Origin of the sequence: Leptospira selangorensis (genome assembly GCF_004769405.1) — a bacterium.
In the GTDB taxonomy this organism is placed as follows: domain Bacteria; phylum Spirochaetota; class Leptospiria; order Leptospirales; family Leptospiraceae; genus Leptospira_B; species Leptospira_B selangorensis.
Genome location: NZ_RQES01000005.1, coordinates 491,363 through 508,049 on the forward strand (window position 1 = coordinate 491,363; position 16,687 = coordinate 508,049).

The 16,687-nt window shown below is 39.3% G+C and carries 11 protein-coding genes; 9 read left to right on the plus strand and 2 right to left on the minus strand.

Annotated elements, in window-relative coordinates; translation table 11 throughout:
* The first annotated feature begins 5 nt into the window (after window positions 1-5).
* From EHO58_RS03920 to EHO58_RS03935, 4 genes are read left to right on the plus strand one after another with little or no spacing between them, the layout of a single operon-like run.
* On the plus strand, window positions 6-1,322 hold the full coding sequence (locus EHO58_RS03920; RefSeq protein WP_244241051.1) for a HEAT repeat domain-containing protein: 1,317 nt from the start codon (window positions 6-8) through the stop codon (window positions 1,320-1,322).
* A 26-nt stretch (window positions 1,323-1,348) separates the two neighbouring features.
* Window positions 1,349-2,098: a CPBP family intramembrane glutamic endopeptidase gene (locus EHO58_RS03925; RefSeq protein ID WP_135678709.1), complete on the plus strand. Its 750-nt coding sequence runs from the start codon at window positions 1,349-1,351 to the stop codon at window positions 2,096-2,098.
* A gap of 32 nt (window positions 2,099-2,130) precedes the next feature.
* Window positions 2,131-2,910 (plus strand): inositol monophosphatase family protein, encoded by a 780-nt coding sequence (locus tag EHO58_RS03930; RefSeq protein ID WP_135678711.1) that lies wholly within the window; start codon window positions 2,131-2,133, stop codon window positions 2,908-2,910.
* Between the two features lie 15 nt (window positions 2,911-2,925).
* On the plus strand, window positions 2,926-3,627 hold the full coding sequence (locus EHO58_RS03935; RefSeq protein ID WP_135627642.1) for an MgtC/SapB family protein: 702 nt from the start codon (window positions 2,926-2,928) through the stop codon (window positions 3,625-3,627).
* A 27-nt stretch (window positions 3,628-3,654) separates the two neighbouring features.
* Here the strand turns inward: EHO58_RS03935 and EHO58_RS03940 are convergent, their stop codons facing one another.
* Window positions 3,655-4,278: a TetR/AcrR family transcriptional regulator gene (locus EHO58_RS03940; protein WP_135678713.1), complete on the minus strand. Its 624-nt coding sequence runs from the start codon at window positions 4,276-4,278 to the stop codon at window positions 3,655-3,657.
* A 148-nt stretch (window positions 4,279-4,426) separates the two neighbouring features.
* On the opposite strand from EHO58_RS03940, the gene EHO58_RS03945 reads away from it, so the two are divergent.
* From EHO58_RS03945 to EHO58_RS03965, 5 genes are all read left to right on the plus strand, one after another.
* The gene (locus EHO58_RS03945; RefSeq protein WP_135678715.1) at window positions 4,427-5,698 is read left to right on the plus strand and encodes an alpha/beta hydrolase family protein; all 1,272 of its coding nucleotides are present in this window, start codon (window positions 4,427-4,429) and stop codon (window positions 5,696-5,698) included.
* Between the two features lie 316 nt (window positions 5,699-6,014).
* Window positions 6,015-6,938 (plus strand): hypothetical protein, encoded by a 924-nt coding sequence (locus EHO58_RS03950; protein ID WP_135627639.1) that lies wholly within the window; start codon window positions 6,015-6,017, stop codon window positions 6,936-6,938.
* Window positions 6,939-7,280, plus strand: a complete 342-nt coding sequence (locus EHO58_RS03955) for an STAS domain-containing protein (RefSeq protein WP_086447289.1) — start codon at window positions 6,939-6,941, stop codon at window positions 7,278-7,280.
* 8 nt (window positions 7,281-7,288) lie between these two features.
* The gene (locus EHO58_RS03960) at window positions 7,289-7,708 is read left to right on the plus strand and encodes an ATP-binding protein (RefSeq protein ID WP_100722649.1); all 420 of its coding nucleotides are present in this window, start codon (window positions 7,289-7,291) and stop codon (window positions 7,706-7,708) included.
* Window positions 7,709-7,712: 4 nt separating this feature from the next.
* Window positions 7,713-10,691 carry a PP2C family protein-serine/threonine phosphatase gene (locus EHO58_RS03965; RefSeq protein WP_135627638.1) on the plus strand — a complete coding sequence of 993 codons (2,979 nt, stop codon included), beginning with the start codon at window positions 7,713-7,715 and terminating at the stop codon, window positions 10,689-10,691.
* Between the two features lie 87 nt (window positions 10,692-10,778).
* Here the strand turns inward: EHO58_RS03965 and EHO58_RS03970 are convergent, their stop codons facing one another.
* Entirely contained in the window at window positions 10,779-16,679 is a 5,901-nt protein-coding gene (locus EHO58_RS03970; protein ID WP_135678717.1) for a carboxyl transferase domain-containing protein, read from the minus strand.
* Window positions 16,680-16,687 lie beyond the last annotated feature (8 nt).

Below are 16,687 nucleotides of genomic sequence, written 5' to 3' on the forward strand. Positions count from 1 at the left end.
AAAGAATGTTTGCCCTATTGAATTTCAGATTTTTATTTCCTGGCTTATTACTGATTGCCTCCTTTGGAGTCTGGTTCTCACCGATTTTCGCTCAAACTCCAGAAGATACTAACAATACTTCCGATGTAGGGAATAATTCCTCTGAGACCGAAGATCCTTCTAGTTCCGACGAACAAGAAACGGATAAGAAAAAACCTAAAAAGCCTGTCCTGGATCCTGAATCTAAACGTTATAATGATCTTTTAAAAGCCGGATTATTGAAGGTTTTTGAAGGGGAAGCTACATATAATTACCCTCGCTTAAAACAATATGGACTAACACATCCAATTCCAAGAGTTAGGGCTGCAGCAGCCTTGGCTTTGGGAAGATTGAAGAGCCCGACTGGTGTTGATATTTTGCATAAAATGATCGATCGTGACGGAGAATGGGTACGTCAGGCGGCATATAAAGGGCTGGCAGATATCGGTTCCAGACGTTCATTAGATTATTTTTATATAGGTGCTAAGTCTTCTGATAGGGAAATCAGAGTGGCTTCTTTCCGGGGAATGGGAAAAACATTAGATCCCGGAGCAAGAGAAGTTCTATTAAAAAAGGGTCTTAAGTCTGATGATAAGGAAATCGTAAAGGCAACTCTTTTGGGTCTTGGATATTATCAAGTTCCGGAAGATCTTCGCATATTTATTGATTATCTAAATTCGGAAGACGAAGAATTTCAAAAGGCAGCAGTGGAAGCTCTGGGAAGGCATAAGACCAGGACCTCCATGAAAATTTTGGAAGATTCTTTCAAAGATAAAACGAATCTAAGAAACCAGATCCTGGATACTTTAACGGAACAAAAGAATTCATTCGCGATCTTTGCATTATTAAGAATTTTGAATGCTAACGCTGAATCCGAAAATATAGTAAACGAGATCAGCGCCAGGTTGTATAAATTAAAAGCTGTCGGAAAATATATGACCATTGTTTCCGATAACACTCCTCTCTTAAGAGAGCCTTATGTAGGAGCTCCTAAGATCCGCGATTTAGAAGCGGGAGAAGTTGGAAAAGTAATCAACAAACATTCAGTAGCTTATATAATTCCGATTGAAGGGCAGAGAATAGAGGACTTTTATTATAAGGTTTTAGTGAACACCAAATACAAGGATGCATTTACTGAAACCGTTCAAGGTTGGGTGTTTGGAAAATATATCCAAATAAGAACTATTTCCATGCCTAAGGAAGAGAAAGAAAAGAAGAAGAAACCTAAAAAGCCTTCTATCTTAGATGATATGGAAACTTCTGAACCGGCTCCTAATCCTCAGGGCGAAAATCCGAATCCTTAATCAAGTTTCGTCTTATTGTTAAGACAATGGATCTATCGCAGCTTTATCCACTTTTTCATTATTTTTTAAGAGTCACACCTGCATTAATTTTTGCAGGGATATTTTGGTTTGCTATCAAGCCGGAACCTAAACTTAGAATCCTGATCTATATTCTTTTGTTCGTTCTATTCAGGGATGCAATGACAGGAGCAGGACTTTGGTCTTTAGGATCTGACGGAGGATTTTGGATCAGATTGTCCAATTCTTCCTTGGTCCTGGTTGTTTTGGGTGCCACTTCCTTAATATTAGTATGTACATTATGGAAATTTGATATAGAGAACCGAAAATGGGTTCTTTGGTTTCGAGGAAATCAAGTTCTCGGAATTCTATTCGGTTTATTGAGTGCAGTTGCCATCGCCTTACCGGTTTGGATCTTGAATCGGAGCCTTTCTGGCACCAGGATCCTGGGCGGAGAAGTGGATATGGGCCTTCTTCTTCCCATGCTTTGGTTTTCCTTGGCGGGAAATTTGTATGAAGAATTTTTGTTCAGAGGATATATAAGAGGGATTGCGGAAGAAAAATTCGGCTGGGTGAGAGCGTCTTTTATTTCAGGGATCAGTTTTGCATTCTTCCATATATTCTTAGCGAGTACGGTAACTTCTATCGGACTTCCATTGCTTGTATTCACTTTATGGGAAGGTACAATCTGCGGATTTTTAGCTTCTAAATGGGGGCTTTTATCTTCTACCATAGCTCATGGATTCGGGATCTGGATCTTGGCTTCCGGATTTGTATAATAGAATCATAATATTTCTTTTCCAATTTGCGAATGACTGATCTTTCTAAAATTCTTTCTATTTTTAAATTTGCATCTAAGTCTGCCGGAGTAGAGATCTTAAAATTATTCGGTAAAGAATCCACATTCGATCTGAAAGATCCTATGCAGGTTTTAACCCAAGCGGATCTGGATTCCCATCGCGCTCTGGAAGAAATTCTCAAAAAAGAATTTCCTGGGATTCCTTTGGTGATGGAAGAGCAGAATAATCATGAACCTCTGCCCGATACTTTTATCGTGTGTGATGAGCTGGACGGGACCACCTTGTTTTCCAGAGGAATTAAAGAGTTCAGCGTAATCTTGGCATATATAGAGAACGGATCTCCCAAAGTAGGGTGTATTTATTTTCCTGCTTTAGATATATATCTCACATCTCAGAGAGGAGAAGGAACTTTCATCAATGATAGAAAAATCCTTCTTAAAAAAGAAGGAAGCCTAGATCGTTCCGTTCTTTCTCTTGAGATCAATAACACTTTCCAAGACGAGGACTATCGTTGGATTGCAAACGTTAGTAAAAAAACTTTGGCGACTCGTGCCCTGGCTGCGACAGGCGCAGGATTTTTGGAATTATTAGATGGCAAGACCGATCTATTCATGAACTTAAGTGGAGCTAAGATCTGGGACTTTGCTGCTGGAGTTCTTGCATTAGAAGAAGCAGGCGGGATCGCTTTGGACAAAACAGGAAATCCTTTGGATTGGAATAAGATCCGTATGTCTGCGTTGTTAAGTAGAGATCCAGATTTTTTAAAAGAAGTTTACCGACTGAAACCTTAGATCATTCCTTGGATTATGCAGGAATTTCTAACCATTTTGGATTCTAAGACGATCGATACCATCACGGTAAGCATTCGGGTGGGATTGATCATTGTTTTTGCTGGAGCCGTAGGCTGGAATAGAGAAGGCAAAAATCATGGGGCAGGTTTCAGGACCCATATTTTGATAGGCCTTGCTTCTACAGTTTTAATGTTATTATCAATTTTTATTCCGGAATTTTATTCCGTAGTGGGAGGAGATCCTTCCAGGATAGCGGCTCAGGTAGTTTCCGGAGTTGGTTTTTTATGCGCAGGTGCGATCATGAAGTTCGGATTGACCGTTAAAGGATTAAATACCGCCGCTTCTATCTGGATTGTATCTGCAATCGGTCTGCTTGTAGGTGCAGGTTTATATTATGCAGGATTCCTAACTACTGTTGCTACCCTGATCATTTTAGTCTTATTCGATATGGTAGAAGAAAGGTATTTCGGAAAATATGAATATAAGGTTTTGATCTTAGACCTGAAACAGAAAAAGTTCCATCGAAAAGGCTTTAAAGAATTATTATTAAGAAATAAGTTAAGATTGGTTTCCGAATCCTTTATGCAGGATTACCAAACTAAAAATGCTCAGATCAAACTTACGATCGCGATGCCTAGAGATTTCGATATTCTAAAGATTGTGGATGAATTTAGAAGCCTGGCGGACGTTATAAAAATCAGTATCGAATCGACTTAAGTTCGGAGTGCGGATCTAATTTTGCGATTAAGAGACCTCTAAATATTTTCCGATCATAATTGCAGTCTCTTCTAGGATCTTATCATCCGGAATATCGAATCCTTGTAGGACCATGTATGTTATGATATCGTCCATTGCTCTTTGGGCGATTAAAAGTGAAGCAGGTTCGGATCTTAGTTTTCTATTTTTTCCGAAGTATTGTATCAGTTTGAAAACTTCCGTTCCTATTCTTTCTCTTTCTATTTTTTTTACAGCGATCGAAAGTGTTTGGTCTGCAAGGGAAAGTATCGCAAATTCTTTATGTAGTTTTTTGTTTTTTAATGCGGATTTACGCATTCTGGTCAATATTTCCAGAATGATCCTGGGCATATCTGCGTTTTCAGGAAGGGAACTGATGGTTTCCGCGGCAAGATTTCCGTAAAATTCTTCGCTGTATTTTCGGATAACTTCCAATGCGATATCGTTTTTATCCTTATAGTAGGAGTAGAATGTTCCAATAGAAACTCCTGCTTCTTCCACTATGTCGCGTATTCCAGTTTCGTCGTATCCGTTACGTTTTACGAGCTTATAGGCTGCTTCTATAAGGTTCTCTTTTCGGGCAATGGAACGATCTTGCACTGGATTTCGGACTATCTTTTTCTTTGGATCCATCTTTTAAAATGCTCCGAGTTGATCGGTCTGGCAACAAGCGTATTTTCCATTTTCTTTGGAAAATATGAACAATGTTCTAATTTTTAATTTACATTCTATTTTTAGTCGTCCTATATATGAACAAAGTTCATGTTTTTGGAGAATTCAAATGGGATATTTAATAAGTAAATTTTATCCACTATTGATTTTTGCGATATTTTCAATTTCAGTCTGGAATTGCGGTAAAATCGAAAAGGGACGCTTTTTTAATGACCAAGCATATCATTTTCAAACCCTAAGAGCCTTAAATGATGTTAGGAGTGATGGGGCAGAAACCGGAGAGGTTTTGGAGGCAGTTAAGAATATCAAGGAAGGAGATCCTCAGTCTTGGTTTTACGGTTGGGAAAATGCGGGGAATCGGGTATTAGAGAGAGCAGATAAGATACAAGATCCGATAAGTAAGGGCCAGGCGTATTTGAGGGCTCATAATTACTTACGCACTGCAGAATTCTTTTTAGATCCTGATGATGAAAAAAGACAGTCCGCCTTCGATAAATCCGTAAAAGTTTTTCACAAGGGTTTGGATAATCTTGGAGTAAAATATGAAAAGATCCAAGTTCCGTACGGTGAACACAAACTAAATGCGATTTACTATCCAGGACCTGCAGGTGCGGATAAAAAACCTTTGATCGTTTTTGTTGGAGGTTTTGATTCTACTTTAGAAGAATTATATTTTGTTATTGTTCGTGCGGCATATGAGAGAGGATTCAGTGTGCTTACGTACGAGGGGCCTGGCCAAGGTTCCGTTTTAAGAAAACAAAATTTAGGTTTTACTCCTGAATGGGAAAAACCAACGAAAGCCGTGTTAGATACTTTCTTAACTTCTCATACAAAACATCCTAAAATGATCTTGGTTGGAATGAGTTTAGGGGGATATCTTGCTCCTCGCGCTGCCGCATTTGACAAAAGATTTGATGGGGTGGTAGCCTATGACGTTCTATACAATTTTGGAGAAGTTGCAGAGCGCACAGTTCCTGGGATCATTCTTTGGTTGGAAAAGCAGAATTATAATAATCTAATCGAGTTTCTCGTTAAGATCAAATCTTCCTTTTCTCCTAGTTTTTCCTGGGGAGTGAAAAACGGAAGATGGACCATGAAAACTGCAAATTCGGTTGAGACCTTGAAAGCGTTTCGGACTTACAGTTTGGAGTCCTCTGCAGAAAAGATCACCCAAGAGGTCCTGATCCTTGCGGCGACCGAGGATCATTTTATCCCGCTTAAACAAGTCGAAGATTTTAAACGTAAATTAACGAATGCAAAAAGTGTTACTTCAGTAATTTATGATCGGGCATCCGGTGGTGCGGAACATTGCCAATTGGGCGCTCAGGCCTTATGGCAAGCGGACTTTTTTGACTGGATGAAAAGATTCGAAAAGAAATGAAAAAGTGAATTTCGCTTTTTAGATGCGACAGGGATCGCAGCGGAAATCCGGCGATGCACCATTATGGTGCTTCGCTGATTGTAGCGTAGAGCCCGGTCCGAGCGAAGCGAGGAGTCGCCCAAAATCTAATATTACAATTCTGAAATCTGTTTTATAGTCCGTTCAAAAACTTAAGTCGTCGATGAATATTTGATCTCGGGCTTCAAGAGCCTGGAACAGGCTCTTATGTCCTATTACTTTATCTCCGGAATCTATTCGAATTTCGGAATTTGCTATGCTTTTTTAAGAGCTTATAAAATGATTCTGACCTGGGAATATGGCCGAAAAAAGAACATCGATCCCTTCGGATCTCGCACAGGAACTCGTAAAAATCATCCGACTTCTTGCCATGTCCGGCAAAAAGAATTTTAAAAAATATCTATACGATCCGTTTATCTATGCGGGTTGGGAAAAGGAAAAATCACATTCTGCACTTGCTGCAAGCAAGATGATAGATAAGATCCAAGAGGATTCTAATAATCCTTCTTATCTACATACACTCCCTCACCAATGCAAACGTTTGATCAATCAGGCAATTATAGAAAGTCTTTCCGCTTTGGGTGATTCTTGTATTTTCTTTTTGGAAAAGATCCAGGAATCGGGGAGTATAGCTTCTTCTCCGGAAGCTTTGGAATTTGTAGCAGTATTAGAAAAACCTTTAAAAGAGTTCGAAAAAGTAACAAGTAGTAATAACGAAAAACTTTTCGAGGATTCCATTAAAAACTTTTCTAAAGAAGAATTAAAATCCGCTTTTGAACCTGTAAAACTGGATGGGACCAGGCAGAAGGTATATTTAGATACGGAAGTTCATACTTTGTACCAGCAAATACTATCTGCGGCAAAGGTGAATAATCTGGTTCGTTGCAAAAAACTACTTTCCAGATATATAATTAACTACAGTGATTCGGAAACTTATAGTGAACAAGAAGTGGAAAATCTTCTGGACGCATTAGGGAAACGTGAAGTAGGTTTTAAGGAAACTTTAAGAGATTCTCTTGCGATCGAACTTTACTTCTCCATAACAAAAGGTATATTGGAAGGGAATGCTAAGAAGGCGATCCAAGGTATTCGGAAATATGCTCATATTTTCGAAGGAGATCCGAATACGAAGTATTATTATGAAATAGACTCCTTAGAAAGAAAATTATACGGAATCATCCAAGCGAAGGATTTAATGAAAGAATTAAGGAAGGGTGTATAAATGGCGAACCTCACATTTAACGAAAAAGTGGACGGAAGCAAATTGATCCTCACAGTCGCAGGAGAAATCGATGCTAAAACTGCTCCGGATCTGAAAATTAAATTGGAAGCAGCGGTAGGGAACGGGATCAAAACGATCATCTGCGATTGTTCGGCTCTTACTTACATCGCATCTGCAGGGATTGGTGTTCTAAACTCCATCCAAAAATTCTTGAAAGAAAAATCCGGAGAGATCGTTTTTTGCAGTCTCAAAAAAGAAGTAAAGGATACGATGGAACTGATGTATTTCACCAAAAAGGTGAGAGTATTTCCCTCTTTAAATGACGCGTTAGGCGGAGTTTAAATCCTTACATGGATTTCTCTCCGGAAAAAATCCTATATTACTCCGTCGATCTAGACGAACTTTCCAAAATTCGTGGAGAGGTCCGCGAATTTTTGGGGACAGACTGTTCGGATATAGTCAAGGGCAGGATCGTATTCTGCCTAGATGAAGCTATGACTAACGTAATAGAACATGGATTTACGGAGCCTGACTCTTCTAAAATCGAGTTAAGAATGAAAAAGAATAAAGGAAGCTGGAAGTTCTCCATTCTGGACCAAGGTGTTCCTTTCGATCCCACCAAAGAAAAAAGCGAAACTTGGAAGGAATTATATGAAAGCGGTGCAGATGGAGGTTTCGGATTACGTTCCATTAAAAAAATAATGGTCGTACGTTACCAACGTCTCAAAAATCCCCCGCGTAATAAACTTACTCTGATCCATACGAGATAATAAGATGATTAAAAACAAATTCCTAAGAGCGGTTCTTCCCGGTATTCGGGCAAAACTTTCTTTTTTCACGGCCGCATTGGTCATCTCCATATTAGGTTTTACTTCTATAATCCATTATTCCCAGCAGACAAAGGCATTAGAAGAGAAGCTTGAGTCCGAATTAAAGGCTCCATTGGAATACGTGAACTCGGTCGTTTTGGATCTTGAAAACCTGAGTAGAAGTATGATCTTAATCGAGGAATTCAAGGTTAGGGTAAAAGAGAAAAAAAAGCAGCTCAGTAAGTTCAAAAGGACAGTTGTCCAGAAAGAAGGCGGGCTTTTCGGAGCATTAAAAGCATTCGGTCAATCCATCGGTCTGAACGTTAAAAGAGGAAATGTTTATAAATCTGTAGATACTTATTTTACAAGATATCTTTCCGAAAAAGAGATCCAAGAATTCGAATCTAAGGTGCGTAACGAATTAAGAAAAGAGAATGGAGCTCCGATCGACGGCCCGGTTTACGAAAAGATCAGAGCTATAGCGGAAAAAACGGCGCTTGCTCGTATCAGCGCGGAAACCTCTAAGACTAGAATAGAAGAAATTACGGAAGAAGTTAAATTTTTAGATACGGAGTTAGCTAAGGCAGATCTGGATCCAAAGAAGAAAAAAACTTATCTGGCTGATAAGGACAAATTGGAGAAGGAACGAAAGGCTGCAGAAAAAGCGATCCCAGACGGAGAGAAAAAGGCCGCATCAGGGGAAACTGCATTAACAAAGGCTCTCCAGAATTTTTTCAGAGGATCTTTTAAGGACCGAATTTCCTCTTTGGGACTTCTTCCGGATAAAATTAGAATTTTAGCATATGATAGTGCCGGGAAAGAGACCTTAGATACGGGTTTACTTTTTTCCCAAAGTTCGGAGACGGGAAAAAAATTACTCTCCCAAGCCGATTTTACGGAAAGTCGTAAAAGTCTTTTTGGAGATACGGATGTTTTGGAAGTTATCCAAAACAAATCTGAACCCGAAAGTTACGAAGTAGGCGGAAGGCAATACGAAGTAGTTTATCGTCCCGTTTTTAGAAATCCAAGCACCGCGGAAAGATCCAGATCTATGGCAGAAGAGATTGTGGAGAATCCCAAAGATTGGGCAAAGTATTTGGAAGAAGATCGAAAAATTTCCGCGGAGATTGCGGAAATCTCCCAAAGATTGAAAACCAGAATGTCGGAACTCCGTAAGGACGGAAAGGCCAAACCTTCTTCCGATAAGGAATTTAAAAATCTGGCTCTTGCTTATAGGCAGATGCTCAAAAAAAGAGACACTAAGTTAGAGCAACTTCAGCCTTATCAGTCGGCATTTGAGAAGAACGAGAAAAAATGGAATGATGATCATAAATCTTTAAAGGATAAGATCGCAAGTATATCCAAAGAAATTTTGGAATGGGAGAAGATGCTAAAATTCCCTCCTAAAGAAGGAGAGAATAAAACTTCTCCGGAAGAGATCCAAGAGAAGATCCGGGTTTTGGAATCTCAGGAAGAGGAATATAAGGATTCTTTAATTCGTTTGGAATCTACTAAAGGCGACTGGGGGAATTCCTACGAGCATAAAGCAGAGGATGCATTTTTCGGCTTGAGAGAAGCCGCGCTCGAAGATTTTACTTTTATTCCTTTCAAAACCGGCCCTGCAGGTATCAGAAGATATTATAAGGATGAAAATGAAAGAAAGTCGGTTCGGATCAAGTGGAGACTTTTGAGGGAATGGATACTTTCCGGAAATTCTGAAACGGAACTTCCTAAAACTCCGAGGGGAATCGCTTGGGACTCGGGAATTCTGGTCCGAAGCAGAAGTGAGGCGGAAGAAGTAATGTGGGCCTTGGATTCTACTCCTCTTGTAGCCTCCGGGGAAGAAGAGGGGAAGGGATTGGTTTATGACCTTCTTCGCAAAGACTTATTAGGGTATAATATTATTCTAATAGATAGGACTGAAGGCGTCCGCCAAATGAAGTCGAACCGAGAGGAGATGATCCGGTATACTGGTATCATAGGAACAATCGCAATTCTTTTAGCTTATGGTCTGGCTTGGTTTGTAGTTCGCAGGATCAGAGTTATCAGTAAAAATGCCGAAACGATTGGGGAAGGTAATCTGAATGTGGAATTCCCTCCTGCAGGTTATGACGAGATAGGTATCTTAAGTGAATCTTTAAACGATATGGTTCACGGATTAAAAGAAAGAGAAGAAATGAAAGGAGAACTTCTGGCAGCGGAAGAGATCCAGAAACGTCTTCTTCCGGAAAAACTTCCTTCTAGTTTAAATGATTACGTTGAGTTCGGCGCATTTTATAAGGCGATGACCGGAGTAGGCGGGGACTATTACGATTTTATTGAATTGGGAGGAGGAAAGATCGCGATCTGTATCGGTGATGTTTCCAATCACGGTGTGGGTCCTGCGATTGTGATGGCACTTTTTAGGGCTCAGATCCAAGCAATTCTTAGAAAAGGAGAAAGAGATCTGAAAAAGATCTTACTCGAGGCGAATGCTTATCAGTATGAGGATACTCCGGATCATATTTTTATCACATTCTTCTTGGCGATCTTCGACTCGAATACTTCCAGATTGGAATATATTTCCGCGGGTCATGTTAAACCTTTATTCTACGATGCTTCCGATGGAAAGATAAAAGAACTTCCTGCCGGAGGTTTACCTATCGGTATGGATGAAAATTCTTTCTTTGAAACTACGATAGAAAGAAGGGTATTAACCTTGGATTCAGGAGATATTTTCTTCGAATATACGGATGGTTTGGACGAAGCAAGAAGTCCTAACTCGGAAATGTATACTAGGGAAAGGCTTGCAAAACTTTTGCATGCAAATGGAGAAAAACGTCCGGAAGAATTGATCAAGACAATCGTTACGGATGTGGAAGCCCATACTCAGCAAGATCTAAGTGCAACAGGGTTTTCTAATCTTTCCGATGATATCGCTATGATTGCGATCCGGAAGAGATAAAAATTTTCGTACGTTTCGTTTTGGAGTGATTTTCTAAGTTTTCAATCGAATCCGTTTGTAGGAGTTCCTACAAACGGAGTTTTCAGACTAAGGTAAGATTAGATCCTTCCAATCTTCTTCCGAGTTTTTAGGGCAGAGATATACTTCACCTTCGGAGTATTTGTTTTTATTTTTTCTCCAATGGGAAAGTTTGAGATCCGCTTCTTCTAACCCTGTTTTTAGAACTTCCCTTAAGTCGGAAACAGATCCGAAGGTTCCATCCAAAACTCCGGTATTTTTTGCATCAAAATCCGCTCTCGACTTTTTAGTGAATGATTCGAAAAATTCCTTTTGGATAGATTCAATTTCTTGAATATTCCCTTCTTTTCTGAGATTGGAAACTTTTGCTCCTTGGAAAAGATCGAACGCGGAATTTCCTCCCATTACCGCAAGAGTTGCTTCTGCTAAGGAATAATACGCGATTCCCGGTCTTAAAAATCCGCTGAATGCATGTATCTGTCTTCCGCCGTAATTTTGTCTTAATACGATAGAAACTACGGGAATCTCAGAGAGAACATTTACATCCAAAGATTCTCCACCGATCTGTTGTATCCTTGCTCTTTCTTGTTTGGTGCCTGGAACAAAACCTGGAGCATCAGAAATCATTAATAAAGGAATTGAGTGTTTGTTTGCAAACTCGGTGAATACCCTGAATTTTTCTGTGCCCGGTGCGTCGGGGGAACCTCCTCCTTTCGGTTGGTCTGCAATGATCGCGACTGTTCTTCCCTGTATCCTTCCAAGTCCTGTGATCAAGCTGGAGCCTGGGTCCCATTCTCCGAATTCTAAGAAAGTATTCTCATCTAAAATTTTCTGAACAATCTCTTCCTTCATATCGTAGGAAACAGTGATTTCTTTCGGAAGTTTGATCTCAGTTTTACTCACTGTAGAATTTTCAATTTCCCTATGATTTAATAAATGGAAGAATTTTTTAATGATCTCGTAAGCTTCCGATTCATTTTTAGAAGTAAATGTCGCCCATCTTTTTTTATTGGAGAATTCTTTATGGACGGAAGCCTTACTTTTTTCATTCGGTTCTAAAAGAAGCCATACGTCCGCACTAGAGGTTAGTTCTGAAACTCTAAGTCCTTCCGGATTTTTAACAAAATGTAAGCAGGCTCCTTTAAAGTTTTGTAATGATTTTTGGAAATCTCTTCTCGGCCTTAAGGAATCATAATCATCCAAATGAGAACTTCTGAACCATTTGCTTCCATAGACTAAAAGTAAACTTGCGCCCGTTTTCTCCGCAATCCGAACGGATTCTTTTGCTTTGATAATACATGGAAGAGAATGAAATCCATCATTTGTTCTCGGTCCCATAGAAAGTACAGAAGTTTGACCCAATCGAATGAATCCTGAAACTAAAGATCCCGAACCTGAATAGTTTTCTTTGATCGGTAAGAAAAATCCGCTTTCAGAATGATGAATGAGTTCGTTTTCATCTAAAACATTCCAATTTTCTGATATAACACTTTGGCTTTTTTCTTTTTGAAGAGGATTACATCCCAACAAAGAATCCTGTATTCTTCTGATTATCCAAATGAGCTGGATTTTATCATTGGCAACAAAATCGACTGTGCCTGTGGCCTGGCCCATAATTTTAGCACCGCCGATCTCATAATTGGTAAACTTTTCGCCGGTTACTGATTCTATCACGGAAGATCCGGTTAGAACTCGATAAGACTCGTCTTCATTTAAAAGAACTTGCAAAGATGCTTGAGAAGATCCGTAAACATCTAACCCAGTAGAAGAGCCTGTCCCGACTGCGACCGTAAAACAAAGACTAGGTCTGTCTTCCGAGTTATATTTTCTGAATTCTGATCCATATTTTTTTTCGGTTTCAGAACATACTTCTTTTAAGATTGGATCCGAATGTGATTCAATTGCGGCTCTGAATTCGGAGGCTTTCAAGTTTGCGCCTAAAAGTGAATTCATGAAGAAACCTTCCGCAGCTCTGTTTAAAGAAACCATTCCTTCTTTTATATTAGCTCCCGCTCCATCGTTCCAAATATATAGAGGAAGATCCTTTCGATACGCATAGTACGCGGCAGCTATATATTTTCTTCCTTCTAAATCTCCGGTAGCTCCGCCCGCTACTCTAGAATCTTTAAAAAAGCATAAAGCAGGTTTTCCGCCTACCTTTCCTTCGAATATTTTTGCTCCCGGGATATAGATCTCTTCTTTGCCTGTTTTAGGATTTTTTCTGAGAAGTCCATCCGTTCCGGGTATTGTGATCTCTTTTGCAGACTCTGTATCAAATACTTCGGAGATCCAACATTCCAAAGGCCATTTTCCTTTTTGAAAAACGGATAGGTCTTTTGGATCCGTTCCTATGCAGTAAGGAAATCTTGGATCATTAGGGTGGGCAATATCCATTCTAAGTTTTCCATCTTTAAAGAAGAAGGAAAGTGTGACTGTCTTTTCGGTATTTTCCGGGAGAAAGTCCATTGTGAACTGGCTGTACAATCCATGTAAAAAGAATCGAAGAACGGATCCTGCCGATTCCATTATATTATTATAATTGAATACTTCTTCCTCATTGGAGCCCGGATCGAATTTTACTTTGAATCCGGAAACAAGTACTTCTAATCTGAAAATATCTAGTTTTTTGAATATTTGAGCACCTTGTAAGATACATGCTCCTACTTTTGCGGTAGTTTCCAAATCGAATCTTGAAGTTTGTTTTTCCGGTTTTGCACTTAAGGTGGAGAAGAGTATGTATTGTTTTTCTTTTTCAGTCTCCAGAAAATACAGGAAATGTCCCGAACTGGGAGAGAATAGTCTCTTGATACTTCCTTGGGTTTGCCAATATTCCAATTTTTTTCGGATTTGGGAAGTGAGGGATTCATCGAAGTTTTCGGGGATCAATGGTAAATTTTCAGAAAAAGATTTTTTGAATTTTTCCTCTAAAATTTCGGATCTATCTTCGGAAACGGAGGACCAAGGAGATTTTAGAAAGCGCATATAGTCGAATACATGTTTTCTGGAGATGGTCGCGTCTCCCCCTTTGAATTTTTGTGGGCGATTTCCTCTGGAGTTTAATATTCTTCTGACTGTTTTTTCGAGTGAACTTTCCTTCTCTCTTTCTTCTAAATACAAAATACCGTTCAAAGCAAGATCTATGGAAGGAGTAGGCGGAGCATATATGGAAAGTTTTTCCAGAAGTTTTGCTATAAGCTCTTTCCCTTCTCTTAGATTCGCATAAGCTTTTACTAAAAATATAAATGCATCTTTTTGGGATTTGGTCCTGCGGAGAGGGCTCCAGGGTTTTATTCCATAATAATGAAATGCATTAGATAAAAGTTTTTTAGTGGTTTTAGGCGGATTATATCCTTCCGTATCCCATTCGGAAAGTGCTCTTTGTATCTCTCCATAATGAGAAAACTTAGTCCCAGGATCGGAAGAGAATATTCTTCGTACTAATACATGGAATTTCAAAAGTTCTATATAGAAGTTTCCCCAAAGACGATTTTCGGAATCCGAAAGTTTAGAAAATTCGAAATTAGAAAGTATAGAATCTATCTTTTCTATCGCGTCTTGTTCCCTAAAGGTTCCTAATATCCAGGACTTCAATAAGGTTCTTAGGTCGGAGCTTGAAGTTTTTTGGACAAGTGGAAGTTTTAATTCCGTATCCGTCTCGATAGAAGGCCAGATCTCCCAGATGGATCCTTTGGAAGTATTATGATTTTCTAATTCTTTTTTGGTTTCGGACTTCTGCTCCGTTTCTATTTTTGCTAGAATTTCTCCTTCGCTTAATCCTTTTCCCAAAACCATTCCGGAGGCAGTCATTCCTCTGACTAATTTGTTTCTATCCCCATGTTCTAATAGATAGCCCAGTTTTCCGCTTGCAGGTGCGATAAGTACGGTTTCCATTTTCATTGCGGAAATGACTAAGATAGGATCTCCTTCTTGGATGATTTCCCCTTCTTTCCATACTTCATTCGTTTGAGGATTATTGCAGATCTTTACGAATGTTCCTTGGAAAGGAGAACGTAATATTCCTTCGCTGGATATGTTGCTCTTTTTGTCTTTGGATAGAATAGAAAATCTTAGGTATCTGAGTTTTCCTTGTTTATCCGGAAATCTTACTAAGTGAAAAGAAGGCCTTCGATCTACTCGGACAGGAATTGTTCTCCCTGCGAATTCTACTAAAAATTCTTCTCCTAATTCTCCTCGAGCGGAAACTCCGATTATTCCGAAATCTTTTCCATTCAGTAAAATTCTATAACTAGAAATAGAAGTTCGGAATAAACGTGTTTTATAAGTTTTCAATTCCGATTTTAATTCGAATTCATAAAGAGAATATTCGGATTCTTGTGAATGAAGTAATTTGGGAAGGTCCCTATCTCTAAAAGATCTTTTCAGATCGTTTTCCGTTATAAAAACGGATTCGGTGAGAGAACAGATAATTGCACCTTCTTCTTCCGACTCCTTCTCCACTTTTGTAAGCTCTTCATTATTAGATAAAATTAAATTATCATATTCTCCTGAGCGAAAAAGATCATGTCTTATAAGTTTTATTAACTGTTCAATATTTGTGGTGATACCGCGGATGTATAGATCGGAAAGTGCTCTTTCCATTCTGAGTAGAGCTTCTTCTCTTGTGGTTCCTGTAGTGATCAATTTTCCGATCATCGGATCATAATCACCTAAAACTCTATCACCTTTTCTGAAGCCGAAATCGCAACGTACTCCGTTGAAAGTCGGAAGTTCCAGGTCTTTTATTTTTCCCGGAGAAGGTGAGTAGTTTTGAAATGGATCTTCTGCATAGATCCTACATTGGATGGAATGATTTCTGTCAGAGAATCTTCTTTTGATCACCGAGTCGTAAGGTATCTCTTGTTCTCTTCCATCGAAGAATAAAATTTGCCATTTAGCTAGATCGATCCCGAGGGATTGATCCGTTACGGGATATTCTACCTGTAATCTGGTATTCATTTCTAAAAATCCGAAATTGCCCGTTTCACAATCTAGTAGGAATTCCACAGTTCCGGCAGCGCATCCTTCCGAGTAACCTGAGATATGTGCGATCTTTTCTGCAGATGATAATAATTGTAATAAGGTCCTATCGTCTAAAAAAGTTTCTCCACTTTCTTCCACGACCTTTTGGTTTCTTCTTTGTACTGCACATTTGCGGATACCGACCGCAGTGGAGTTGAAAATTTGTACTTCGAAGTGAGCAGGTCTCTCCACATATTTTTCAAAGAAGAAGGTCCCATTCCCGTAAGATTGGAGACCGATCCGAACTGCACTTTCTATTGCGGGAAGTAATTCTTTAGAATTTCGAACGATGACCATTCCCTTTCCGCCACCGCCACTATCTAACTTGATCATGATCGGATAGCCGATCCTTTCCGCTTCTTGGATTGCAATCTCTTCTCCGCCTGTGATCGGTCCACTTCCTAATAAAAGTGGGATACCATTCTCTAATGCTAATTTTCTGGCATCCAGTTTATTTCCCACTTTCCTCATTACGGAGGCTTTGGGCCCCATAAATATTATATTTTTTTTATATATAAGCGACGCTTCTTCTAGAGACTCTACAAATTTGAAATCCTCGGACAAAAATCCATATCCTGGATAAACTGCATTTGCGTCGGAAAGTAGAGCAGCGGCTATGATTGTCTGTGAATTCGTGTATTTGTCAGAACTTCCAATGTATAAGATCTCATCAGCGGATTCGTACCAAGATTGTTCTCTGTCCGGATCTGTTACTACTGCAACGGAACGAATCCCTTCTTCTCTTAACGCTAAAAAGAATCTTTTGGCAATCTCTCCCCTGTTTGCGATCAGTATCTTTTTTAGGACTCCTTTTCTTTCCGGTAGAATTTCCTTTTTTTCGGAACGTCCTGGATTTAGGATTTTTAATTCTCTTATAACTGAATCTATTTCAGGAATACTTAATATTCCTTGAGTAAATGAATCTGGCTCTGGTTTTCTTGTAGGTATCATTCGCTTTC